This window comes from Paenibacillus sp. FSL K6-1558, assembly GCF_038002565.1.
GTDB lineage: Bacteria > Bacillota > Bacilli > Paenibacillales > Paenibacillaceae > Paenibacillus > Paenibacillus polysaccharolyticus.
In genome coordinates, this window is sequence record NZ_JBBOCV010000001.1 from 3,695,613 (window position 1) to 3,719,583 (window position 23,971).

The following is a 23,971-nucleotide window of genomic DNA, read 5'->3' on the forward strand; positions in this document are numbered from 1 at the left end:
TGTTCTCTCCTCAGTTCGTTTTTTGTGCGAATTTACGCCGCTTCTTACGTGTCTCAGCAATCGCATAAACAATTAGTCCGATCACGGTGGCTACATAAGGCAATGTACCGATTAACTCAGCCGGTATCTTGAGCACCTGCAATGCATTAGCCAGTGCCTCCGCTCCACCGAATAGCAGTGAGGTCAGGGCTGTGCCTACGGTTGTACTGCGTCCCATAGACTCCGCTGCGATGGCAATCCAGCCCCGGCCAGCGATCATATCTCTGGTGAATAGAGATAAATATCCCATCGACATGTAGGCACCACCCAAACTGGCAAAGAATCCACTCAGCAACAAAGCCATATACTGAATTTTCACCACACTGACACCAACCGACTGTGCCGCATGCGGATTCTCACCGACGGAACGAATTTGCAGACCTAGTGGCGTACGTTTTAATAAATAATAGACGGCAATAACGGCTAGAATGGAAGCATATGTCAAAATATGATGCCCTGACAGAATCGGGCCGAGCACCGGAATTTGTTGCAACAGGGGAATATCTATACTAGGCAGCACCTTGCTCGGCAAGGACGTAGATGAACCTTTGTCACCACTAAGCAAGTACAGTAGAAACACCGTTCCCCCTGATGCAAACATATTGATGGCAACGCCGCCGAGAATAATATGCGTCTTGAATTTAAGGGTGAAGAAAGCAAGCATTCCGGCAATCGCCGTACCCGACAGCACTGCGCCAAGTAATCCGATCCAGGCACTGGCCGTGTATGAGCTGACAACAACCCCCGCCAGTGCGGATACGAGCATGATTCCCTCCATACCAATGTTGATGATCCCAGCTCGATTGGAGATCAATGCACCTAAAGCCGCGAACAAAATCGGAGTAGTAACCCGTAATACAGAGAAGGCAAAATCCGTCGTTAAAATGACGTTCAGCAGGCTATTCATGCAGTTTGGCCTCCTTCAGCAGCATCCGATTCTTCCAGAATTTCAAGAACTGCTCCGCAGAGATCAGCAAAATAATGACTGCTTGAATAATGGAAATCATCTCGGAAGGCACATCCGACAAACGAGCCATCAGGTCCGCACCGATACGAATATAGGCGAGGAAGAGTGCGGCACCAATGACGGAAAGAGGATTGTTCTTGGCAAGCATGGCCACAAGTGCACCATCCAGTCCATATCCCGGCAATGCCGTCCATTGAAAGCGATTATACATGCCCAGCACTTCGACCGAACCACCCATACCGGCAATAAAACCTGCAATTAGGTGCACCAGAATGATGACTTTTGCTGTTTTCATACCGGAGTATCCAGCAAATTCGCGGTTGGCTCCCGTCATGCGCAGCTCATATCCCCACTTCGTGCGATACATGAAATAATGAGCAAGAACAATCAACACCAGCACAATGATCAGTCCGGTATGCAGCCGTGTGCCTGGCATTATTTTGTCCAGCTGTGCCGTCTCGGCAAATTTATAAGATACATTCGAGAACGCCTTGGCATCCCGCAGGTGATAATTCAACAGATACAAGCCAATTCCAAAAAAGATGCTATTAAACATCAGTGATGTGACCAGTTCATTGGCATTCCATTTGGCCTTTAGATAACCGGGAATAGCTGAGAGTAGTGCACCCACAATCGAACCCGCTCCAATCGCCACGATCGGGTGCATAATTCCGTTCATGCTTAGATGAATAGCCAGAATGGCAGCAACAATACCTGAGATATAAAAGATGCCTTCTGCGCCCAAATTGAACATGTTCGTTTTAAACAGGAGTGACACCGACAGCCCTGTAAACATGAGCGGGATTGCCATTTCCACAACATTGCCCATGCGGCTTAAGGTGGACAGCGGCTCAAACAGGAAGATGCGGATAGTCTCTACAGGCTGGCTGCTCACCAGAGAGATAATAATAAATGCAATAGCTAAAGAAATAAGAATGACTGCTGCCGTGCGGTATACTTCAAAATATTTTAATCGGATCATGGGGAAGCCTCCTCCTCATACTGCTCCTGCTGCTCACGAATCCCAAGCATGTAGAGACCCAGCTCCTCTTCGCTGACGCTTGACGGCGAATCCAACCGGGCGGCAATCTTGCCGTCATATAACACAAGCAGTGTATCACTCATTTCCAGAATTTCATTCAGATCAGCCGATACAAGCACAATTGCAGAGCCCGCATCCCGTAGCTCCAGCAACTTCTGATGGATAAACTGTGCCGCTCCAATGTCCACCCCCCGCGTAGGTTGCTCTGCTATGAGCAGATCCGGTTCGGTTGAGCACTCACGGGCAACGACTACCTTTTGCATATTGCCTCCTGACAACATACCGATTGGCTGTGACGGGCCGGAGCAACGAACCTTGAATTCCTCCACCAGAGAACTTGCCAGCTTTTGAATGGATGACATACTAAGGAGCGGCCCTCTATTCAGCAATTTCGAACGGTACCGGGTGGAGATCAGATTGTCTGCAATACTTGCCTCACCAGCTGACCCCTGGCGCATCCGGTCTTCCGGGATGTAGGAGACGCCGAGCCCACGAATCTCACGGATACCGAGTGAATGAATATCCTTTCCCTTCATTTCGACCTTGCCGCCTGCATAGCGGTTCCCCAAGCTTCCAGTCAGTGCTTCTACGAGCTGACTTTGCCCATTGCCTTCTACACCAGCAATCCCGACAATTTCTCCTGCACGAACATGAAAGCTGATATCCGACAACAGTGCCTTGCCTTCGGGATCAACTGCCCCTAAATTCTGCACAGACAGTACAGGCTCACCATAATTCTTCTGCGTCTTGTCATACTTAAGCACAACATCCCGTCCAACCATTAGCCGTGATATTTCCTGTTCTGTCACATCTGCAATGTTAAGCACACCCTCGGTACGTCCGCCACGCAAAATGGTAATTCTATCGCAGATCGCTTTCACTTCTTTCAGCTTGTGCGAGATAAACACAATCGTATGTCCTTTTTCTTTCAGCAGCTTCAACTCTCGGAACAACTCTTCTGTCTCCTGTGGAGTTAGTACGGCTGTAGGCTCATCCAGAATGAGTATTTCTGCACCACGTAGCAGAGCTTTCAAAATCTCTACCTTTTGCTTCATCCCTACGCTCAAATCCTCAACCTTGGCCCTTGGATTCACGGACAGATTGTACTTGCGCGCCGTTTCCTCCGTCATGCGGACAGCTTCTGCATAATGAATGCCCACACCGCGTCTCGGCTCCATGCCGAGCACCATATTCTCAGCCACGGTGAAGGAAGGAACGAGCATGAAGTGTTGATGCACCATACCGATTCCAAGCGCAATAGCATCCTGAGGGTTGCCAAGCTTGATCTGTTTTCCTTTTAACAAAATCTCGCCTTCGCTCGGCTCTTCCATGCCAAACATCATCTTCATCAATGTAGACTTGCCCGCCCCGTTCTCCCCGGCGATGGCATGAATCTCTCCCTCCTGCAAGGAGAACTGAACATTCTTGTTAGCGACCACCCCATTGGGGTAAACCTTTGAAATATTACGCATTTCCAACAGTGCGCCGGACATGTCGGGTTGCTCCTCTCTACTAGCAATGTGCACAAAAAATGTACAGCCGAAAATGCATCAATGATCATGACTACATCTCCAGCTGTACAACATACACTCGGTTATTTCACTCCGATGATCCTATCCAGTAAACGAATGTTTATGCTTATCTTATGGCTTCACGCTATTACGGATCGCTTCGATCTCTGAGGTTTCCATGCCCATCGCATTGGATACCTTAATCTCTTTGTTTTCAAGTTTCTTCTTGATCTCTTCTACTTTCGCTTGCAGATCAGCAGGGAATACACTTGTATAGATGTCATTCTCCGCAATACCAACACCGTTCTCGACAAAGCCCATCACCTGGCGCTTTCCTGTCTCCAGCTTGCCCTCTTTCGCCTGGTTCACGGCTTCCAAAATCGAAGTGTCGATCTTTTTGATCGCAGAAGTAATGATAAGGTTAGCTTTGGCAGGGTCTGTCTCTTTGAGCAACGCAGCCTGGTCCGAGTCCACGCCGATCGCATACTTGGTTTTTTCCTTGGCTGCATCAAAAATCCCCAGGCCTGTACCGCCCGCTACGTTAAAAATCACGTCAACTCCCGAGTTATATTGAATAAGGGAAAGTTCTTTTCCTTTGGCCGGATTGACGAAATCACCAGCATAAGATACAGCGACCTTAATATTTGGATCTACGTACTTAGCTCCTTCAATGTAACCGACGAGAAAAGCATTGATACCGGGAATGTCCATCCCGCCCAGGAAACCGATCAGGTTGTCCTTGTTTGCATTTGGCATGTCCGACTTGGTCGTGAGCGCCGCAACCGCTCCCGCCAGGAAGGATACTTCATTAGTAGAATAGGACATATTATATACATTGGCCGGGGCATCCTCGATGTCTGTATCGTAGTTAATGAACGTTTTATCCGGATGCTGCTCCGCAGCAGCATTAAACATTTCTGTAATTTCAGAGCCACCAGAAATGACGATGTCCCAGTCCTCAGCAGAAATATCGTTAAACGTTGGCTCCCACTTTGTTTTGTCTGCACCCATTTCAATGACCTTGGTCTTAGCGCCCAGTTCGGACTTAACTAGCTCAAGACCATGATTAGCAGCGTCGAAGAAGGATTTGTCTCCCAGTGTACCTGGAATCAGCAATACCACTTTCAGTTGATTGGTCTGCTCACCGCCATTCCCCGTTCCTGCTGAACCCGTTTCACCTGTTGTACCCTTCTTACCTCCACATGCGGACAGAAGCAACAACAACGCTACCATACAAATTACCAACGCATTCTTCTTCATGTTCTTTACTCACACCCCTGTTTGTTGTTAAAATCATGGATAATCTGTCGTGCTTACAGCCCAGCTTTATAAATCATGTAAATTAAAACCTAATTCTGAATTGTAATGCGTTTTCTTTTCTGCTATAACCGAACGTAAAAACGATTACTTTCATTTAACATTCGTTTATGAGTATGATCATAACAAAATCAAGCCATTATATTTATATGATTTCGGTCGCTTTTTTGTACGATTCGGCTAATTGTCGAAATTAGGGGGAAACAATAATGGATCAAGTTCTATATGTTGTCAGAGCCGAACACGTCCGGTTCACACATATCATCCCTCATCGCCATGAATGTTATGAGTTGGTATATTATTTTAAAGGGAACGGGACATCCATGATTGGAGAACATAACTACCATTTTCAAGCTGGAACCTATGCACTTATTCCGCCACACCAACAGCATGATGAGGATCATCGCGGGGACGCTGAGGTACTTTTTGTTGGATTTCAGACGGATCTGTCCGAAATTGCCGAGCTGCAAGGCATGCATCAGGATGACCGGGAGCATAACATCTATAACTACATGCTACAGTTGAACACGGAATATACACGGCGGGGTGAAGGTGCTCAGGACTACCTGAACGACCGTCTACACCATATGTTACTGCACTTGCTCCATCGTGGAGGTAACAGCATGTACCCTCTGTTCTCCGGAGATCGACTCCAACATGTGCTTTCATATATAAATGAACATTTCACACAACGTCTCTCCATCGAGATGTTAGCGAACATGTCCGGATATAGCTATGATCGCTTCCGGCATCTGTTCAAAGAGAAATACGGAGCCTCCCCTTCTCGATATATGCTAATCAAACGCCTGGATTACGCAAAGCATCTGCTTGCCAGCACACAGATGTCCATCTCGGATGTCTCCGCCGAGGCTGGATTCGTGAATGATGCTCAGTTCTGCAACATGTTCAAAAGAGAGACTGGTACAACCCCGCGCTCCTATCGCAAAAACTTGCAGATCACGAACATCTAGCACCCTTGATTTTTGCTCTGTGAGAGAGTGAGGGTGCCAGATGCTTTTTTGGGGTTATACCTCGCCTGTTGCTACGTTCAACTTAACGAACGAAAAACGTCCTATCTACTGGTTTGTTGATAACCGTAAACAGGACGTGAGATTGTTCTTATTTTTATGGATAGACCTTCTAAAAACCGGCACGTTATAATACTCCCCAAATCCCCTCTCGTCAAGAAATAATGTGCGAATGAGCGATATAACGAGCGAGCCCCCCTCTATTCTTTCTATACAGTATTGAATTTCCGGATATGCAGGGCATTATCACTTTTTTCAATTCATCCGGTATCACGTAAAATATTGTTCAGAATGATGAAGAATTCAGAAAGGAGCTTTACATGAACAGCGTGGATAAAATCCAATTTTCTCTCTTTTATGGCGAAGAGATCGACCTGTTTGGCGGGCATGAAATGGTCAAGGTGCGGACGCTTGGCAAATTCGATGATGAAGACCGCGATAATTTTTACTCCCTGTTAGAAAGTGATGGCGTAGGATAAACTGCACAATGTTTGCTTTACTACTAAACTTTGTAAATTAAAAAGAAAGAATATCATTTTCCCAATTATATTAAGGGCCTCCTTTACAGGATGGCCCAGCATTAAATCAAACTTTATCAACAAAAATGAATACATTGCCGAAATGTTTCATGAATCTTTTATACTCGGCATTTTCTTTTAATACAATGATAGAGGGATAGGCATTTGTTTTGCGTTCTTTCAACGAAGCGAGCAATCCCTTGTGCATCATGCAATGAAACTTTCCTTCCCTATACTGAATAAGAAGTGGTGGGGACATAGATGTATCATCACTTTCGCTTGCTACGTTCTCCACGCTATCGAATTCTTCATACTGAATAAGGCGTAATGGAAACTGAACCACTCCAAAGTTTAAATCATCTTCCTTGATGAGTCCCTGCACATCGGGAGAGGCTTGGCAAGTGAGCAACAAATAGCATTGTATCCATTCTTCAAGCATGCCGGTATTGGCATAGCTTACAGCTGATTCTAGTGTCGGAGAATACGTTAATTGTGCATCGGTATGCTTCGAGTAGATGATTTTCTTAATGGAGTCCAGAGATAAATAATATTCGTCCGCAAGTTCTGATACAGTGAGCCCATGAGCGTACTTATTTCGGATCATTCGATTGCGCTTTTTGAGTTGAGTTCGGTAACCCGACGTTTCGCCCCAACCCTTTTTTTCCTCCCCGGAAGGAATATACAATAGTTTGCCTGCCGCATACTTCTGAACTTCTTTCATCAGCTCCTCGGGAAGAACATCGCTAGCATTGATATATTTCATAATATCACCATCTATAAAGCGTAAATTCGATCTTTTAGTTCACTGATAGACTTCATAATGGACCGGCAGGACTCCGTATCATCAATAGATGCGTGCCAGCGCAAGACATCAATGCCTTTATAATAAGCCATACATAGAAATCTTTCCTGAAAATCGGGTATGACAATCTCCCTTTTTTTGCAGTAATCAAATAATAATTCTGGAATACGCAAGTATGGCTTATTTAAATCCATAATTACAAAATCGAGAAGAAAATCGCCGATGCCGGATCTGCTCCAGTCAGGGAATCCAACCGTCGTTTTGCCATCCGTGATCAGATTAACGAAGAATGTATTGTTATAGACCAAATAGCGTTTCCCCTCACAATACGGGATTCTATCCTTCATTTCCTGCAAATATGTTTCAAAAAATTCACGATCAAGTATCGTTGTCTCGAACATCTCCTGCCAATTGTACCAATAGCCCTCTTGAGGTTCTGCGAATGTTTCGATCAGAAATTCTTTACAACTCTCGTATTCTGTTTTGCATTCCTCATCAAATTCACCGTAGCCCTCAATTCCCTGGATATCAGATACATGAATTTCCATGATCTTGTCAAAAAATAGCTCGTGGCACTCAGCAAACTCTTCCAGGTTTAATTGATCAGCGATACGTCCATTCGGCGTCATATTTACGTTTTCAGATAGCATCGAACGAATCATGTGGTCCTTACTCATCTCTTCTTCTCCTTTTCTCAATTAAGATTCATCAGGTGCGCATCTGACATAAGAAAAGGATACCACTCGAAATGATGCGGGATATAGGCAATGAATATCTTAAGTAAACTTTACCTAGCTCTATAAAAATTCCCCTATATTTGGATCAGGGTTTACCATGCTGTGTTCAAACATACGTTTAAGGCCATCCTCTGATGGATGGCCTTAAATACAAGTAACCGCACTACTATTCTATTATCTTGGAATAACAGGTATCCAAATCTCGCTCTTAAAGTTGGGAGATGACACATCTTTACCTTCATTCCATAAGATTTCCGGTCCTTCCGCCACTTCATAGCTGGCAGAAGGAAACCATTCGGAATAGATTCGACCCCATACCTGTTGTAACGTTTCCGGGAAAGGTCCAACCGCTTCGAAGACGGCCCACGTCATTGCGGGAACCTCTAACTTTGCAAATCTCTCTGGAAACTCCTTGGATGATGTAGCAGCACCTACATAATGGTCCAGCTCTCCTCTTTCCTCCATTCGCCCTTCAGAAAAATGCACCGAAGCTGAAATTAATCCCTGTGGCTCAACATTGGAAAGTTGTTTCAATTCACCAATATCTTCACTGGTTAAGCTTTGCCACATTGATGCAATTTCCGGGTTCACCCCGTCAAATTGAATGGGTACCCTCTTCATTATGCCTACAATATAGAACGATTCCTTCTCAACAACACGATAGTTCATTGCATTTCCTCCCTGAACAGTTAATTGGAAGGTCATTCGTGGATAGGCTACTAAAGACGACACATGCGACCTGACCGATGAGGGCGTTATTCCGTGCAATGCTTGGAAAGCTCTGGAGAAAGCATCAGCTGATCGATAACCATATTTCACTGCCACATCCACAATTCTTAAATCTCCAGCTTGAAGTTCGAATGCCGCGAGAGTCAGACGCCTCCTCCGGATGTATTCCGACAACGGAATGCCTGCAAGAAAGGAAAACATTCTTGAAAAATGATAGTCTGAACAATGTGCCCGTTTCGCTGCTTCCTTCAGATCGATGTCTTCCTCAAGATGATCTTCAATATACTGTAAGGCTCTATTCAGATTTTCCAGCGAATCCATCCAAATGACCTCCTTTCAGGTATAGAATATCAAGAGTGGAATGTTCACATCCGACATTTTATGCACGGATTTGTGGGACAGTAACTTGAACGAACCATTTGATTATTTATAGTCATTCATCGGCCCTTTATCCATGATCACTTCTACCATTTTGGAAGATCCCATCTTGAGCTTTGGCCTATTCTCTGAATTAGGCTTACTATAAAGCTCCAATGGACTTATGATTACACCGTCTGGTGTGTTATACAGTATTCCTGGTACACAGGTATATATCTTATCATTGTTATTGGCATTCTTAGCCGAGATCGTAACAGAGGTTCCCTCATGATTATCTATACTCATCGAGACCTTGTATCTGTAGAAAGAACCTGTCCCATTGGACTGAGCTGAATAAACGACAGGAACAACCGCGAGGATATCATCTCTTAATCTTAACTTGATCACCTCTGTCTTAATGGCTTGGTTACTTCTCCCCACATCACCCTTATGTTCTACAGCACCGTTACCAAAGCTTTGAAGTGGCGGTACGCCCTTCGCACCAAACATAGCTACATCAATCTGCTTACCATCCTTGGTGTAGACCAAAGCGTAGATATCATAATCCGTTCCAGTCTCCCATGATACTGTAGCTGTAATCTCTGGTGTTTTATCTATGAGTACTGACTTTTGCCCTTTTTCGAGGTTAATCTTACCCGTTACCTTTTGAAGATTTAATGATGATTTAGATGATTGGGTATTTGTCTGATCAGCAGCAGCTCCACTCATTGAATCAGACACTTTTGGTGATGGGTTTGGAGTAATGTGAGGCTCAGCAGATTTGCTTGGTTCGTCCGCTTCAACCTCAACACCATAGTTTTTACACAATCCTTCAAGCCCTGAATTAAATCCGCGCCAGATTGATTTTGCCTTGGTTTGTCCATTCCTTAAATATAATTCCAGAACTACGATTCCATTTTCGTTCGTGAAGCTGGAGGGAGATAACTGAATAACTGTATTATCAGTACATATTTCAGCTGTCAGATTTTTCACATTCGAAAATCCCGTGTTATGATCCTCTGTCAGTGTTATTGCTATTTTGGTTATCCCTTCAGGAACTTTATCCATATCGAAATCAATTCTATGTACTTTGGTATTACTTGCTTGCTCGGAGGGTAAAAGAGTGGCTACACCTGTGGAACTTGTTGGTTGATTGTAAAAAATGATCCCGCTATCTCCTTGCACCTTGTCGGACTCCGTTAAAAGGAAGGCAGTTAGTGAAACATCGATGAGAGTAGAAATCTCGTGGCTAATCTTGATACTCCCTTTTGCCGCACTTAAAGTTGTATTTGCTCCCATCTGAAGAAACTGACTCATTCAAAATCACTCCCTATCCATTGATGTCTCGTACTCAAGCTGATCTTTTCGTTCCCAAAGCGCAGAATATGTACTGACTCACTTATATTACCACAAGAAGGAAATACTTAGGAGCTGAATCGCTGCCGTAGTTATGAGTTGCTTTTTTCCGCCAAATACAGATTTAAAAACGCCCTGTCTACTGATTTATTGAAAATCGTAAACAAGACGTGAGCTGATTTTTATGCGTATATTTACAGGTTAATGTCTATCATTTAATCGTTGAATCGCTTCTTTGGTTATCGGTTGAAAGAAGTTTACCATGTTGCCATCCGGATCACGAAATAGCATTGAGCGGTTTCCCCAAGGCATTGTGGTTGGTTGTTGCACCCAATCATGAATGTATGTTTTCAGGCGCACGTATTCCGCTTCGATATCAGCAACATGGAACTCCAAAATGACTGGATGGTTCACGGCCCAGGATGCATTTGTACCATCCACTCCAAATAATGCTGTGGTCTGGGTGTGCCCGATGGCAAGCGTGCATGATGGTAAAACAAACTCTGCAAATACAGGTGCAGGGCGCTCCGCTGTCACCCCAAGAACGTGTTCATAGAACACCACAAGACCCTCTACATTGTCAGTAATGATACGTACAGATGCAATATTCATAACAGATCATCCTCCCTAATTTTCTACATTATTTATCCCTAAATCTTGTTACTTACCTGCCTCCCTTGCTATACTGATCTGATTATAAAAAAACGCCACTGACAACGTAATGTCAGTAGCGTTTATAGGTACTCTTTGGACTTACATATCACGAAGCAGCGACGTATCCAATTCGCCTCCCCCCAAATAACCGCTGCAGAGAACAGGACGGTTAAGGATTTCATGCGATTTTCGTCTATTGCGCTTAAGAAAACTGACAGAAACCGGCTACAGGGTGTTCTATTTCAGTACCCATTTTGGCGAAAATATATAGTGAACCAAAACCAAATGGATAATTGCCATCCTCTTGAATCAATGTATCGGGATAACCATCTTCATCGACTTGGAAAAAGAATGATAGTGACTCTTTCTTGAGTTCTGCGAAATAATAGTCTTCATCCTGAATCAGTCTCGGATTACCGCCCACCTTAATCAAAAAGGGCTGCTCCATGGATTCTTCGTCCATGCTTCTTTCTCCGTGTGAGATGGAGTGTCTTATCAGATCTTTGTGAGTAAAAGACACCTGGATGCTTTCTGCTGAAACAGGATGTTCAATCACCTTGATCGAGCAATCAGGATAGATGTTATTTTTCAGATAGCTTTCACGATTTTCAGGGATAAAGATCGAGATCATGCTCTCTGGTTTGAAGGGATGGTTAAGGCTCAGATAGAAAGCATACTTTTGGTTACCTTCGTGGATGAGTTCAGATTGGTCGTCAAAAAACTCAGGTGCATTACCGCCGATCCAGCCTGCTCTATGTTCACTGGTTAAGAACGGTTCGGCATAATAAAGAATAGATTCTACTCTAGTCGTCAACATATTCGCTTGATTCTCTATCGGCACTTTACAACTCCCTCTCCGGAATCTGATATTTACTTATTTATTCGCATATAACACTCATCTCCATTATAAAGAAGACTCCTCTCTAATCCACCTACGTTTAATCTCAATCCTGAAACTTCATTAAAAGTTAGGGGATAACACAAAAAAACGTGTCCTCTAAAGAGGACACGCGAGATGAAACCCATTCATTTGGTGTTTGGTCATCGGCCTTAACGCTTTTTAGCAACTACCGCTAGCCGGCCATTTTCAGTCGAATATTCACATGTGGACAGTACAACAAGTTTATCACCATACTGAGCGTTTACACCTGTGTCGTAAAGAGCGAGTTTTTTGATATTCTGAACATATGAATCAAACTCGGTGGACGTCTGTACATCCCCAATTTGATAGTACTTAAACACGTCATCTGATTTACGATACACTTTGGATAGAATCACAGCAACAATCTCGTACTCTTCCTTTTCGTAAAGCGTACTAAACTCGAATGTAGCGTGCTCTTTATAAAAGCTTTCACTCTTGTATTTCATTAGGTCTTTAAACATCCAGCCACTTTTCATATGATGTCCGTGAATTAGCAAAATATCTGAACCCCTGATCTGGCTATGCCTGTCCAAAAAAGGAAGGCCACCTTGGGTTTCCTTCTTATCGAAATCATGATCCAGATAATAATCCGCATCCTGTGGATTTTGCATGACAGGATATTCAATTCGAGTGCCGTTAATCTTCAGCCAGCCCACAATGTCCGAGTTCCGCTCGTAAAGGGCTTGAAATTCAGGAAGCATGACTCGCTTTTTCTTCTTATTGAACAAAAAAGAGGGGATTGCATCCCCTCCGTTTTTATTCGACCCTTCCTCCCACATGTTCGCCAACTCATCTATTTTCTGTTGCTCAGCATAATCTCGCAGCAGCGTTCTTGAAATACCGATGAGAGAGAATACCAACACAAGGGAGGAAATGGCGATAAGAATTTTTTTGGTTTTGCTCATGTTCTTACCGCCTTTCCGGTCATTAAATGTGCTTTTTCTTCTTGTTACCGAGCAGACAGAAAGCGATCGTAATCAAGGACATCAGTGCCAAAATCATATAGAACATTGGCGATATACTGTTGTCTCCTGTTTTCGGAGCATCGTCCAACTCGTTGCTGACGTTATCCGTAAACTGGTCACCTTTGGTCGCTCCACCGTTGCCATTGTTGGTTCCGGTGTTGCCCGTGTTTGTTCCTGGAGTACCACTATTGGTTCCGGTGTTGCCGTTGTTCGTTCCCGGAGTACCGTTATTGGTTCCGCTGTTGCCAGTGTCAGTTCCTGGGATACTGTTATCGGTTCCTGGAACACCATTATCTGTTCCACTGTTCCCATTGTTCGTTCCCGGAGTACCGTTGTTGGTTCCTGGAATACCATTATCGGTCCCACCGTTCCCATTGCTCGTTCCGGGAGTACCGTTGTTGATTCCTGGGATACCAGGGTCGGTCCCACTGTTGCCAGTGCTCGTTCCTGGAGTGCCGTTGCCGGTTCCACTGTTGCCAGTGTTGCCTCCGCTGTTACCACCGGAGCCACCACCTGAACGGATCGGCTTCATTGGCACATCGTATTTGACAATGTCAAAATCTACAGAAATCGTACCGCTAGTGTGCGTTTCGTATCCATCCTTCGTTACAACCAGATAGTAATCTGCTTCAGGGAATACCATGTACGCATAGAGTCCATTGACATCGCTATCCTGCTCTGGACTCTTGTTGTCGTGCGGCGGGAAATTTGGAACCGCTGGAAGTGTTACTTTTGTACCCGGAATGCGGCCTTTATCTCTATTCCGCTGTGTATCCGCATAATACAGTGTAACTTTTGCTCCTTCAATTTTCTTGCCCGTGCTCGCATTTCCTGTAGTTTCATCGTAGACCGTACCGTAAGGGTCGACTAATTCCTCAGAAATATTCAGCTCTCCGTTAGCTTTCACGTCGAGTTGCGTTACTTTGAGGAGCAACTCCTCACCCGTCTCCACTTGATAACGAACTTCCATGGTGTACTTCTGTTCGCTTAAGCCTTCCACGGAGAACGTTCCGTTCGAAGCCATTGGAAAAGCCTTAGGACGACCATTTTCCGTAATATAATTACCGTCTCTGTCTTTTAGGTAGATATACATATGGCTGGTATGCAAGCTGTTAAATAGCTCTGTTGTTCCGTCCATTTGTTTGAGCATAATGATACCTACAGCAGTGATATCCGCTGGAATGGTCTCGTCTGTAACACTGCTGTTTACATTTGCTTTTTGTGTAAACTTAACAGGTACATCTCTTCCGCCTACCCGATACAACTTCGTATATGTGATCGTGTAGTCCGTATCAGCTACGGCTGGGACTGCATATTCACCCTTCTCATTCGTCTCAATCTGAAGCTCTTCACCTGTCTTCAGATCAGTCACCGTGATGGATGCATTCGGAATGACTTCTCCTGTATTGTTGTCACGCAGTACACCTTCCAGATAAGGGCGAGTATTTTTAAATTTAGCTTCAGCCGCTTTTTTCTCCGGAATCACACCCGTGCGAACAAAACGTTCAGGGTCTGTCACATAACCATCTTTCGTATAATCGTCCTGCGTTACCGTATACTCGAGAGATGTAGGGAGTCCTTGCACAATAAGTGTCTGGCCATCGGTAAGCTCGAAGCTATCACCGTTCTTGATCATGCCCTTGCTGCCATCTGACTTCTCATAGGCGTAGGACTCATCTGATCCCTCACCTGTGAAGGTGATGGTGTACTTAAACAGCTTACTCTTATCTTCGTCTTTGCCTTTCACTGTGTTGCTGATGAGTAGTCCGCCCTTCAAAACGCGCACGTTCGTGAATGGAGCTTCTTCATCCATGCCTTTCATCACTTCGGAATAATACCGTTCCTCAGGAGTAGTCATGTATTCATCGGTTGTGTAATCTTTTTGGCTAACTGTGTATCTCAGATGTTTAGGCAGGCCTGAAATATCCAGTGTCTCTCCGTCTTTAAGGCGGAAGGTGTCGCCAGACTTGATCGTGCCTGTACTATTATCCGACTTCATGTAAGAGTAACTTTCATCTTTGCCTGTTTCTTCAAAGTGAATGGTGTACTCGAACTCCTTCGTCTTATCGCCACCGTTGCCCATGACCGTATTACTAATAGTCAGCTTGTTAACGGTTCGTTCGTTGATGAAGTCCGCTTTATGATCACCTTTGTTCACAATGGAGCCGGACAGCTCTCTCGTATCAGGTGTGGTCGTATAGCCATCAACGGTCGTATAATCGTCCTCAGTCACGGTATAGACCAGATTCGCAGGCAAAGCAGGAAGTATTGCAGATTCCCCATGCTTGAGGACGATCTTGTCTCCATTTTTGAGCGTTCCAGACGTATTATCCGATTTCTTATAGACATACTCTTCGTCCTGACCTTCACCAGTGAAGGTCACAGTGTATACAAACCCTTTGTTCGGATCACTGCCGTTGCCTTCTACCTTATTGGTAATGGTCAGCTTGCCTTGGGCAGGTGTTGGCACAATCAGTGGCTGATCCGAGGTTACTTTTACCCCGTCTACCCAGAGAGGTTTTCCCGGTGTATTACCTACATATACTTGATAAATCTTTGTTGTAGGCAACCAAGTATTTGTATCAATGTATGTTTCCTTCAGCTCATAGTAGCCTGGGTCAGGGAATAGAAGATTAAGTTTCCCTAAATTATCGGTTTTTCCTTTGATAACTGTAGTTCCGCTGTCTTTTTTATAGAGTGTAAATTCTACATCTTTCAACGGATTTCCATTCGGATCTACTTTTCTCAGAGGCAACAAGGCATTGGAGCTTGAACTACCTGCTACGTCTGAACTGTCCAGTGTACTTTCACTTCTAGCGCTGACAGCACTCAGACTGTCATCGCCCTGCAGTTTTACCTCGTTGCCCATTTTGTCTCCGGCTTTCGCTTTCGATGGATCAACTTCAGTTTGGTATACAAACTGGTAAAACTTATTCGGATTGTTCATTTTGAATTTGAGGACGGTAGTCCCATCTGCACCTGGTGCAACCTCTACTTGAACTTCGCTATTAGGATCGCTCAGGTCGAGGGCTTCACCTCGTTCCAGAGTACCGCTAGCTGTTAGTTTAGCAGGGTAGACGGCCATACTAGGTGATGTCAGCACAAGCTTTCCGTTAACTTCATATCGTAAGTTCATGCCTGCACCCAGGGTATCCTCCAGATAAACGCCCTGCTTCATGTTAAATGGCGGAGTATAGTTTACTGTCCATTCCAACACACCTGGAACAGGTTTAGTTACCGACTTGCCCAGAGTCTGGATCGGTACGATAATCTTACGCTGTTCAGAGACAATCTTTTCTACTCCACCCCAAGACATATGGAGGTCAGCTTTGTTATATACCACTTGCTTGTCCGTGCCATTCGTCGTGTATTCGTTCAAATATTCCTCTAAAGCTTCGTTAGAAGGTCTTGCCTTCACCAAGATCACATAAGGACTCTCCAATTTAGAAAAAGTGAACGTTCCTACGTTGCCATTATGGGTGAAGGAACTTACGACATGAGCGTCAGTGCCCGGTTCAATAATGTTCTTGGCATCGTTTCTCGTACCGTAATCTGTACCTGAACCGTTGTCGGAAAATCCTTTCCAAAGCTCATAGTCTTTACCTTCGGAAAAGGGAACAAACTCCCAGCCTTCAGGCAATGTATCCACTAGCTTCATATTACTAATGACTCGATTACCGCCATCTTTAGCCATTTCTTCTGTGTTATATCCTGGCATGTTTACCCCTAGACGGAAGGTGACTGTCTTGGTTGTCCGGTCATAAGCAGAAATCGTCCATGCATCATTACTATCGTTTCTAATGTAACTGTTAACGTTATTTGGGCTAACATTTTCAAGTGTGCCATCGACTTTCAACGGCCTCGAAGCAAAGAGCATATCCTTGTTCAGCATACGCAGGTGAAGATTGGCATTGTTTTGCGCTTGTCTTACGTTCTCACCATCAATGAGCAAAGCGCGATTAGAACTTGTTTTGCCTACGTTGATGTCCTGTCTGAAAAGGATGTCCGGGTTGGTCTCCAGTGCACGGAAGCTGAAGGATGCGGAACTATCCGTATATCCAGTCACCTTGATTAAATCCGCCACAACTTTACCATCCACCGTTAAAGGGATTGCCTTCATCGTCAGATTGGCTTCACTCGTCTTCAGCGTTCCTGCCTTATACTGCTTCCAAAGCTGTGCGGAAGTTACATTTGCTTTGATCTTCGCAATGGTTTCTGCACTCACTTCGCCAGTTACATCTACGGCGTTGTCCAAGACGTCCAAATTACCGCCATGTACAAGGACGTCATATACCGCTGCATTCGGCAGAGCATATTGCGGGGCAAGGTTAACCGTCCACGTGATGCTACCTTGGTTATAATCCTCTGTAGAAACAGCACCTGATTTGGTGAAATTATGCGCGCCGATGTTAACGATGGCCTCGTCCGTTACTGCTACAGGCCATTTACCCGTCGTTACATCGTTGTTCTGTATACCAGCCGGTGTATCCAAATTCCAGTTGGCGCGAGGATCGATTCTGAAGCTGGAACCACTTATTACTTTGCTTTTAATAATTAAATCCACTTTACCGTTAATATTTCCAAAAGAATACACACCGTTTGCATCTGGTGTAATGGGTGTTAATCCAGATTCGGTACCATCCTCTTGCCATTCAGCCGATACAAAATTCAGCCCGGCAGGTAAACCATTGGTAATCGTAAAGTCTTTCAACCCATTTTTGTTATATCGGTTAACTGTGACTTTCCAGGTAATGGTCTCACTCGCATGATCGTATGAAGCACTGGATTGAATCCAGTCGGGAGCAAAGCTCATCTCCAGCCCAGCCTGTACCAGCATGCTATCGTCTTGTCTCAGTTCCACTTTACCATTCGTATCCCGGTGGTTGCGCCCCAGATTGGTTGGCGGATTCCGATACTCGTAATAATACGATTCCTTAGGAATCCAGGTTTTATATTCTACTTTTGGTTCCGGACCTGTTCCCTGTGGAAAAATGTAAGTCAGCGATCCGTCTGCTCCAACAACTGGTGCTACGTTCTGATCGTTAACTTTGAAGGAGCCCTCCACATAAATGCCGCGTGAATTTCCAGAGCCTGTATTATATGCTGAGGGATTCGTATAAAATGTCTTCCCGTCTAATGGCAATTTGATCGTTTTATCAAACTGATCGGATGCCGATACGGTTGACTGCCAAGTAATCGCGCCTTCTACGAATTGGGCCGGTTGAAGTCCGCGATAACTATACTGATCCCACCTGATCATTCCAGGCGAGGTTAACGTAATACCGTACTCTGCTGTAACATTCGGATTCTCTAGCTGATATGTACTACCAAAGATGTTGACAGGTTTTTTATCGCCATAATTCAATCCCGTTACATCTGCATCAGCTGTCGTTTCGAAACTGAAAGTAACACCTCGTCCAACACCATTGAAAAAGTTATCATCACCATCAAAGACAACTCGAATGCTATTTGGAGTAAAATAGGTAGTACCCAGCTGTTTAGTGCCTGAGTCAGTCTGTGCATACAAGGTTCTGGTCGCTGTCGGAAGCACGACTTCCTTGAAGTGATCTTCTCTTTTCAGCTCAATCCAGTCACCCTTTTGAATGTATTTCTCAGGATCTGCATTCGTTGGATTGGCATCATCCCCATTGACAGGTATCTTGAGCCCTTCCGATTTGAGCGTAAATGGTTGTCGTCCCTTAATAATACCGTTCAGATCAATGACCACATTCCCTTGCTTCAACTCCAGCGGAAAGGATACATTAGATTCCATAAAAATTGCTGTTTTATCCATTGGGACAGCTGCCAGCATTATGGAATTGTCGGGTACATCATATACTGCCTCCGATACTGAAGTTGGTTCTTCCATACTCAGCGAGTCAGTGTCACTAACTGCGCCCATTCCAATATCGTTAGGTACACTCTCTGCATATGCAGCAGTGGAGAACATCACTGTCTGCATAACAAGCATAATTGCCAGAAATAAGGACAATAACGGTTTACCTACATTGCGTCTTTGCTTCAATACGAGAATCTCCTCCATTTCTAAAATTTTCGTCGAAACTGGCATACCTGACCATTATAAATTAGAGGTCTAACCAAATTCTGACCAGCCGTATATTTGCCCTTTAGAGATGATTTGTAATGAGTTGCCTCCATTAAATATGTGCTACATTTATAGCGTTATAATATTGGTTACGAATCTTATATGTAAGCAAAAAAGCGCCCTGTCTACTGATTAACAATCAGTAAACAAAGCGCAAATGGAGAGCCTACATTCCATGTTTAATTCTAATTCCACATCCTATTTATTCCCTGCACACTGTCGATGTGGTCTGTTATTCGATTAAAATCTATTCAGGTATATATGGAAGATCCAGCATCTTCGGAACGTTGACCACATGTTTTTCCGTATACGTGAGAATACCCTCTGCGCCGTATTCACGGCCAATACCCGATTGCTTGAAGCCACCAAAAGGGAACCGAACATCAAGCCCCTGCACAGCAGCTGTATTAATCATGGTTGTTCCAGCTTCGAGTTGACGTGCCAAAGAGATAGCATCCTCTTCTTTTCCCCACACAGAACTCGTAAGTCCATATATGCTCTCATTGTGCAGTTTAATAACCTGCTCTTCATCGTCAAATGGCAGAACTGGAACCGTCGGACCAAACTGTTCCTCCACGACAATCGGATCATGAACATCGCAATCCAAAACAAGCGTAGGTTGCAGATAGTAACCTTGTTCAAACCGCTTTTGATCAAGGATTTGACCGAGAGGGATGACCTTAGCCCCGCGCTTTTGCGCATCTTCAACCAAACCCTGCACATAATCTCTCTGCTTCAAATTATTGACGGGACCTACCGTCGTATTGGAATCAAACGGATCACCAATTCGAATCCAGCGATTAGCCGCCTCTATATATTTTTCCACAAATTCATTATAAATCGAATGGTGTACATATACGCGTTTGGCGATCATACAGATTTGGCCTGTTGTCAGGAAATTAGAGATGACAATCCGGCGCATGGCTCGCTCATCATGAACATCAAAGCTTTCCAAGAAGATTGCCGCATCATTCCCACCAAGCTCCAGCGTCATATCTTTAATCGTTTCGGAAGCGGCTTTGATAATATGCTTCGCTGTTGCAGTTCCACCTGTAAAGGCGATTTTCGTAACCAGAGGATGACTCGTCAGTTCAACGCCCACATCCGCATCACCGTATACAACATTGATTACACCCGCAGGGAACTCACTCGCAATGATCTCGGCCACCTTCGCCGCTGCCAGTGGTGCATATGGACTCGGTTTAAGCACAATCGTGTTGCCCGCAAGCAAGGCAGGAGCAATCTTAATTGTAGATAGAGCAATCGGGTAGTTCCATGGACTAATCGCTGCTACCACACCGATCGGATCATAGGATACAATCGTTTTACCATGGTCATGCTCGTGGATTTCTTCTGCCAGAACGGATGCAGCTTCATTACAAGCAAAATCCATCCACATCAGCGAAACAAAAATTTCACCGTGTGCATCATACAGAGGCTTGCCATGCTCTCTAGACAGCAAATGCACAATGTCATTCTCCGCTGCTTTAATTTTCTCTATCGCCTTGCGCATCCGAGTAATGCGTTCGTCAATGGAGGTCTGTTTCCACGTTTTAAAAGCCCCTGACGCCGCTTCAATGGCGGTGACCGCTTGTTCTTTGGTCGTGACAGGGAAATAACCTACGATCTCAGTTGGATTGGCCGGATTCTCTTTTGCTAACTGCGAAAGGGATTTTACATGTTGACCGTTAATGAAGGCTTCAACTGTAACTGTCTCTTGATCTGCTTGAATTGTCATATGAAATTCCCTCCCTTAACTCCATACTTCTTCTGCAATCTCCTTCACGTAACGAAGTTTACGCCATTGTTGTTCTTCAGTTAGAATGTTGCCTTCCTCGGTGGAAGAAAAGCCACATTGTGGACTCAAGCAAAGTTGATCAAGGGGAACGTAAGTTGCCGCTTCTGCAATCCGGGCTTTGATCTGCTCTTTATTTTCTAACTCGCCGGTTTTCGATGTGATTAAACCAAGCACGATTTTCAAATCTGTTCGATTCACATATTTTAATGGCTCGAAACTACCTGAGCGCTCATCGTCAAATTCTAAAAATAACCCATCTACATTTAAGCCTCCAAAAATAACTTCAGAAGCATAATCGTAACCACCTGTTGAGAAAAAGTTGGATTTATAGTTACCCCGACAAATATGCATCGTTACAACTAAATCCGCCGGTTTATGAGCCAAAGTTTCATTAATCATACGTTGCATCGTTTTCAATTCTACTGCCGGTTCCAACCCTTTAGCGCGCAGTTTATCATGACCAGCCTCTGAGAATAGGTCTGCCCAAGCTGTATCATCTAATTGCAGATAACGACATCCTGCGTCATAAAAGGCTTGAATGACCTTTTGATAGGCCGCAATCGTATCCTGAAGAAATTGCTCCCGATCCGTATAGCTGTTGGCGCCGTTTTCCAATCGATAGAGAAGCATATTCGGACTTGGAATAGTTTGTTTTGCCACGGCGTCACCTGCATGTTTTTTCAAAAACTTAAAATGATCCACAAAGGGATGCGTAGAGAAATCGACCTTACCCACAACTCGAATTCCGCCCTTGCGAGTCTGCATGTTATGGAATTTAGGTCCATCAATTTCCTCATACAGCTCTACACCGTCCAAACCACCCAGGAAATCAAAGTGCCACCAGCTTCTGCGAAACTCACCATCCGTAATCGCGAGTACGCCATTTTCTTTTTGTTTCTCAATCAATCCGATGATCTCTTGATCTTCCACATCTCTTAGTTCTTCATATGTAATAGTGCCAGCTTTATATTGTTCACGCGCCTGACTCAAGATCGCAGGACGTAGGAAGCTTCCAACATGATCGTTACGGAATGGTATCATAGAAAAATCTCCTTCTAACTTTTAGTTTCCTGAGTATAGCATGATCAAAATGATTACCTGTAATATGAAAAAAGCATGACTGGTCATAGCTTTTAGCAATAACAAAAAGCCCTCAACAAGAAAAAAATCCACAACCTCATAGGGTCGTGGATTTATATAATGGAGCGCCAGCATTGATGATTATAGCTGCTTAATGATGCCTTCCAGCTCATCGACCAAGCCTTTTGCACGTTCAAAATTGGTATCTTTCAAAGCCAATTCGATTTGCATTTCAACAGCCTTTTTATTTTGTTCATTTTGCAAATAGTCTTTATCGAAATGACTGGCGTATATCATCTGTCTGAATTTGCGCATGCTCATTTTTCTGATCGTCTTATTCTCAATAATGAGTACATAATCCATACCGTTGACGACCGAATAGAAATCATGCGAAACCATGAGGATCGCGCCTTGATATTCTTCGATAGCTTTCTCCAGTGCAATCTGCGAATAGATATCCAGATGGCTTGTCGGTTCGTCAAGAAGCAACAGGTCAGCTTGAACCCCGGCAGCTTTAGCCAATTGAAGCATGTTTTTTTCGCCGCCGGACAGTGATTCGATCTTTTGATCCAGGATTTCGCCTTCAAAGCCGTAGTTTACAAGATAAGCTCTGATCTCATCATACGTTTCAAACCCGGCATCGATGAATTCATGTAGGATTGTATTCGAATCTTTGAGCGTTTCGCCTTGAAGCTGTGATAAATAAGCCGATTTGAGATCCTCATTGATTTCGATGGATGGCTGATTGTTTTTGAAAATATCCCGAAGCAACGTTGTTTTTCCGGTACCATTGGGGCCGATGATGGCCACTTTATCTGTCGATTTGATCTCGAAGTTCACATCTTGCAGAACTAGCTCATCAAAGGAAACACTATAGTTATTGACCTTGATCGCGATGCTGTCTTTCACTTGATGATCCAGGCCAAACCGAATATTCGGCTGCTTGATGTCGACAAACGGTGCTTTGATTCTGCGCGCTTCCAAACGTTCTTGAAATTTCACTCTCGCTTTTAACGCTCTTCCTCTGGAGGCTTCCGAATTAATCGTTGCTATGGCTCTGAGATTTTCGATGACACCGTCGTATCTTTCGATCTCTTCCGCTTCAGCAACTGCGATTTCCTGCAGTTCAATCTTCGTCTGAAGCAAGGAGAAATTGTACTCGATATATCGTCCATCGAACTCCTGAAGCTCCATGTTCTCAAGGTGAATGATTTTGTTGAAGCAATGATTCAACAGATAGCGGTTATGCGTAACGACCAGTAACATGCCTTTATGGGAATTAATCAATTTTTTAAGCGCATTGAGGTTTTCAAAGTCTAGAAATACATCCGGCTCATCCATGATCATCAGATCCGGACTGCGGAGCATTTCCTTCATGACTTGAACAAGCTTGAATTCCCCGCCGCTTAAGGACGATAGGCTTGCATCTTTCAGCTTCATGAGGTTGGCCAGATTCAACTGTTTATGAATGGTATTTTCATAATCATCTCCACCCATGGCCTCCAGTGCGTCCAAAGCCGATTGCACTTTTTCCATCAGTGAATCCATATCCGATGTGTTGGCCATTTCCCCATAAATCGCTGTGATCTCATCCTGAAGCTTGATAAATTCTTCTGCGATATATTCAAAAACCGTCATTTCTGTCGTTGGGTCTACCTGTGAGAACTGACTCATATACCCGATTGTGCAATCCGGATCGATCTCCAGCTTTCCCTCGAACAAATGTCTTTCCGGGTCCATCAAGATTTCAATCAACGTACTCTTGCCACTACCGCTTGTGCCGATAAAAGCGCAGTGTTGGCCCTCTTCGAGTGTAAATGAAATGTCTTTATAAAGTTCTTTCTGCGGAAAAGAAAAAGATAAGTTTTGGGCTTTGATCATGGTGTTACCTTTCTTGGTATCTAGAATAGTAATTTATTGTTTGGGGTTGTTACAGAACGTAAGTTTGAATAAACCTGAGGTTGTCGATTCTCAGCGTAACACTGATTGAGGGCAAGTACAATTGATTTGTATTTCTAGGCCGAAACCAAAGTTTGGCTATGT

The 23,971-nt window shown here is 44.2% G+C and carries 16 protein-coding genes and 1 pseudogene; 2 read left to right on the top strand and 15 right to left on the bottom strand.

The window, feature by feature from the left end; all coding sequences use genetic code 11:
- Nucleotides 1–10: 10 nt before the first annotated feature.
- From MHI38_RS15890 to MHI38_RS15905, 4 genes are all read right to left on the bottom strand, one after another.
- Complete coding sequence (locus MHI38_RS15890) at nt 11–946, bottom strand: ABC transporter permease (protein ID WP_154889733.1); 936 nt, start codon at nt 944–946, stop codon at nt 11–13.
- Complete coding sequence (locus tag MHI38_RS15895) at nt 939–1,988, bottom strand: ABC transporter permease (RefSeq protein ID WP_154889731.1); 1,050 nt, start codon at nt 1,986–1,988, stop codon at nt 939–941. Before MHI38_RS15895 ends, MHI38_RS15890 begins: the two co-directional genes overlap by 8 nt.
- Nucleotides 1,985–3,541 (bottom strand): ABC transporter ATP-binding protein, encoded by a 1,557-nt coding sequence (locus MHI38_RS15900; RefSeq protein ID WP_154889729.1) that lies wholly within the window; start codon nt 3,539–3,541, stop codon nt 1,985–1,987. Before MHI38_RS15900 ends, MHI38_RS15895 begins: the two co-directional genes overlap by 4 nt.
- Before the next feature lie 150 nt (nt 3,542–3,691).
- Nucleotides 3,692–4,819, bottom strand: a complete 1,128-nt coding sequence (locus tag MHI38_RS15905; RefSeq protein WP_154889727.1) for a BMP family ABC transporter substrate-binding protein — start codon at nt 4,817–4,819, stop codon at nt 3,692–3,694.
- A gap of 266 nt (nt 4,820–5,085) precedes the next feature.
- On the opposite strand from MHI38_RS15905, the gene MHI38_RS15910 reads away from it, so the two are divergent.
- Complete coding sequence (locus tag MHI38_RS15910; protein ID WP_154889725.1) at nt 5,086–5,847, top strand: AraC family transcriptional regulator; 762 nt, start codon at nt 5,086–5,088, stop codon at nt 5,845–5,847.
- Between the two features lie 377 nt (nt 5,848–6,224).
- Nucleotides 6,225–6,383, top strand: coding sequence for a hypothetical protein (locus MHI38_RS15915; protein ID WP_186809682.1), 159 nt, complete (start codon nt 6,225–6,227; stop codon nt 6,381–6,383).
- Between the two features lie 544 nt (nt 6,384–6,927).
- On the opposite strand, the pseudogene MHI38_RS15920 reads toward MHI38_RS15915, so the two are convergent.
- The 11 genes and pseudogenes from MHI38_RS15920 to MHI38_RS15970 form a co-directional block, all read right to left on the bottom strand.
- Nucleotides 6,928–7,185, bottom strand: a pseudogene (locus MHI38_RS15920) (CD3324 family protein); the annotation flags it as partial.
- Nucleotides 7,186–7,196: 11 nt separating this feature from the next.
- Nucleotides 7,197–7,886 (bottom strand): hypothetical protein, encoded by a 690-nt coding sequence (locus tag MHI38_RS15925; protein WP_261769292.1) that lies wholly within the window; start codon nt 7,884–7,886, stop codon nt 7,197–7,199.
- A 249-nt stretch (nt 7,887–8,135) separates the two neighbouring features.
- Nucleotides 8,136–9,011, bottom strand: coding sequence for an AraC family transcriptional regulator (locus tag MHI38_RS15930; protein WP_154889723.1), 876 nt, complete (start codon nt 9,009–9,011; stop codon nt 8,136–8,138).
- Nucleotides 9,012–9,113: 102 nt separating this feature from the next.
- A complete protein-coding gene (locus tag MHI38_RS15935) occupies nt 9,114–10,364 on the bottom strand; it encodes a TerD family protein (protein WP_154889721.1) in 1,251 nt (416 codons plus the stop codon).
- Nucleotides 10,365–10,604: 240 nt separating this feature from the next.
- Nucleotides 10,605–11,015 carry a VOC family protein gene (locus tag MHI38_RS15940; protein ID WP_154889719.1) on the bottom strand — a complete coding sequence of 137 codons (411 nt, stop codon included), beginning with the start codon at nt 11,013–11,015 and terminating at the stop codon, nt 10,605–10,607.
- A gap of 244 nt (nt 11,016–11,259) precedes the next feature.
- Nucleotides 11,260–11,898, bottom strand: a complete 639-nt coding sequence (locus MHI38_RS15945) for a hypothetical protein (RefSeq protein WP_445667214.1) — start codon at nt 11,896–11,898, stop codon at nt 11,260–11,262.
- A gap of 209 nt (nt 11,899–12,107) precedes the next feature.
- Nucleotides 12,108–12,884 carry a class B sortase gene (gene srtB / locus MHI38_RS15950; RefSeq protein WP_341181431.1) on the bottom strand — a complete coding sequence of 259 codons (777 nt, stop codon included), beginning with the start codon at nt 12,882–12,884 and terminating at the stop codon, nt 12,108–12,110.
- Nucleotides 12,885–12,906: 22 nt separating this feature from the next.
- Nucleotides 12,907–18,969: a DUF7601 domain-containing protein gene (locus MHI38_RS15955; protein ID WP_341181432.1), complete on the bottom strand. Its 6,063-nt coding sequence runs from the start codon at nt 18,967–18,969 to the stop codon at nt 12,907–12,909.
- Between the two features lie 328 nt (nt 18,970–19,297).
- Nucleotides 19,298–20,788: an aldehyde dehydrogenase family protein gene (locus MHI38_RS15960; RefSeq protein WP_341181433.1), complete on the bottom strand. Its 1,491-nt coding sequence runs from the start codon at nt 20,786–20,788 to the stop codon at nt 19,298–19,300.
- 15 nt (nt 20,789–20,803) lie between these two features.
- Complete coding sequence (locus tag MHI38_RS15965; RefSeq protein ID WP_341181434.1) at nt 20,804–21,889, bottom strand: 5-methyltetrahydropteroyltriglutamate--homocysteine S-methyltransferase; 1,086 nt, start codon at nt 21,887–21,889, stop codon at nt 20,804–20,806.
- Between the two features lie 180 nt (nt 21,890–22,069).
- Nucleotides 22,070–23,809: an ABC-F family ATP-binding cassette domain-containing protein gene (locus MHI38_RS15970; protein ID WP_341181435.1), complete on the bottom strand. Its 1,740-nt coding sequence runs from the start codon at nt 23,807–23,809 to the stop codon at nt 22,070–22,072.
- Nucleotides 23,810–23,971: the final 162 nt, after the last annotated feature.

Bases quoted from the DNA above. Each gene is read 5' to 3' on its own strand.
- MHI38_RS15890 (WP_154889733.1), bottom strand. From the start codon at position 946: ATGAATAGCCTGCTGAACGTCATTTTAACGACGGATTTTGCCTTCTCT.
- MHI38_RS15895 (WP_154889731.1), bottom strand. From the start codon at position 1,988: ATGATCCGATTAAAATATTTTGAAGTATACCGCACGGCAGCAGTCATT.
- MHI38_RS15900 (WP_154889729.1), bottom strand. From the start codon at position 3,541: ATGTCCGGCGCACTGTTGGAAATGCGTAATATTTCAAAGGTTTACCCC.
- MHI38_RS15905 (WP_154889727.1), bottom strand. From the start codon at position 4,819: ATGAAGAAGAATGCGTTGGTAATTTGTATGGTAGCGTTGTTGTTGCTT.
- MHI38_RS15910 (WP_154889725.1), top strand. From the start codon at position 5,086: ATGGATCAAGTTCTATATGTTGTCAGAGCCGAACACGTCCGGTTCACA.
- MHI38_RS15915 (WP_186809682.1), top strand. From the start codon at position 6,225: ATGAACAGCGTGGATAAAATCCAATTTTCTCTCTTTTATGGCGAAGAG.
- MHI38_RS15925 (WP_261769292.1), bottom strand. From the start codon at position 7,886: ATGATTCGTTCGATGCTATCTGAAAACGTAAATATGACGCCGAATGGA.
- MHI38_RS15930 (WP_154889723.1), bottom strand. From the start codon at position 9,011: ATGGATTCGCTGGAAAATCTGAATAGAGCCTTACAGTATATTGAAGAT.
- MHI38_RS15935 (WP_154889721.1), bottom strand. From the start codon at position 10,364: ATGAGTCAGTTTCTTCAGATGGGAGCAAATACAACTTTAAGTGCGGCA.
- MHI38_RS15940 (WP_154889719.1), bottom strand. From the start codon at position 11,015: ATGAATATTGCATCTGTACGTATCATTACTGACAATGTAGAGGGTCTT.
- srtB (WP_341181431.1), bottom strand. From the start codon at position 12,884: ATGAGCAAAACCAAAAAAATTCTTATCGCCATTTCCTCCCTTGTGTTG.
- MHI38_RS15960 (WP_341181433.1), bottom strand. From the start codon at position 20,788: ATGACAATTCAAGCAGATCAAGAGACAGTTACAGTTGAAGCCTTCATT.
- MHI38_RS15965 (WP_341181434.1), bottom strand. From the start codon at position 21,889: ATGATACCATTCCGTAACGATCATGTTGGAAGCTTCCTACGTCCTGCG.
- MHI38_RS15970 (WP_341181435.1), bottom strand. From the start codon at position 23,809: ATGATCAAAGCCCAAAACTTATCTTTTTCTTTTCCGCAGAAAGAACTT.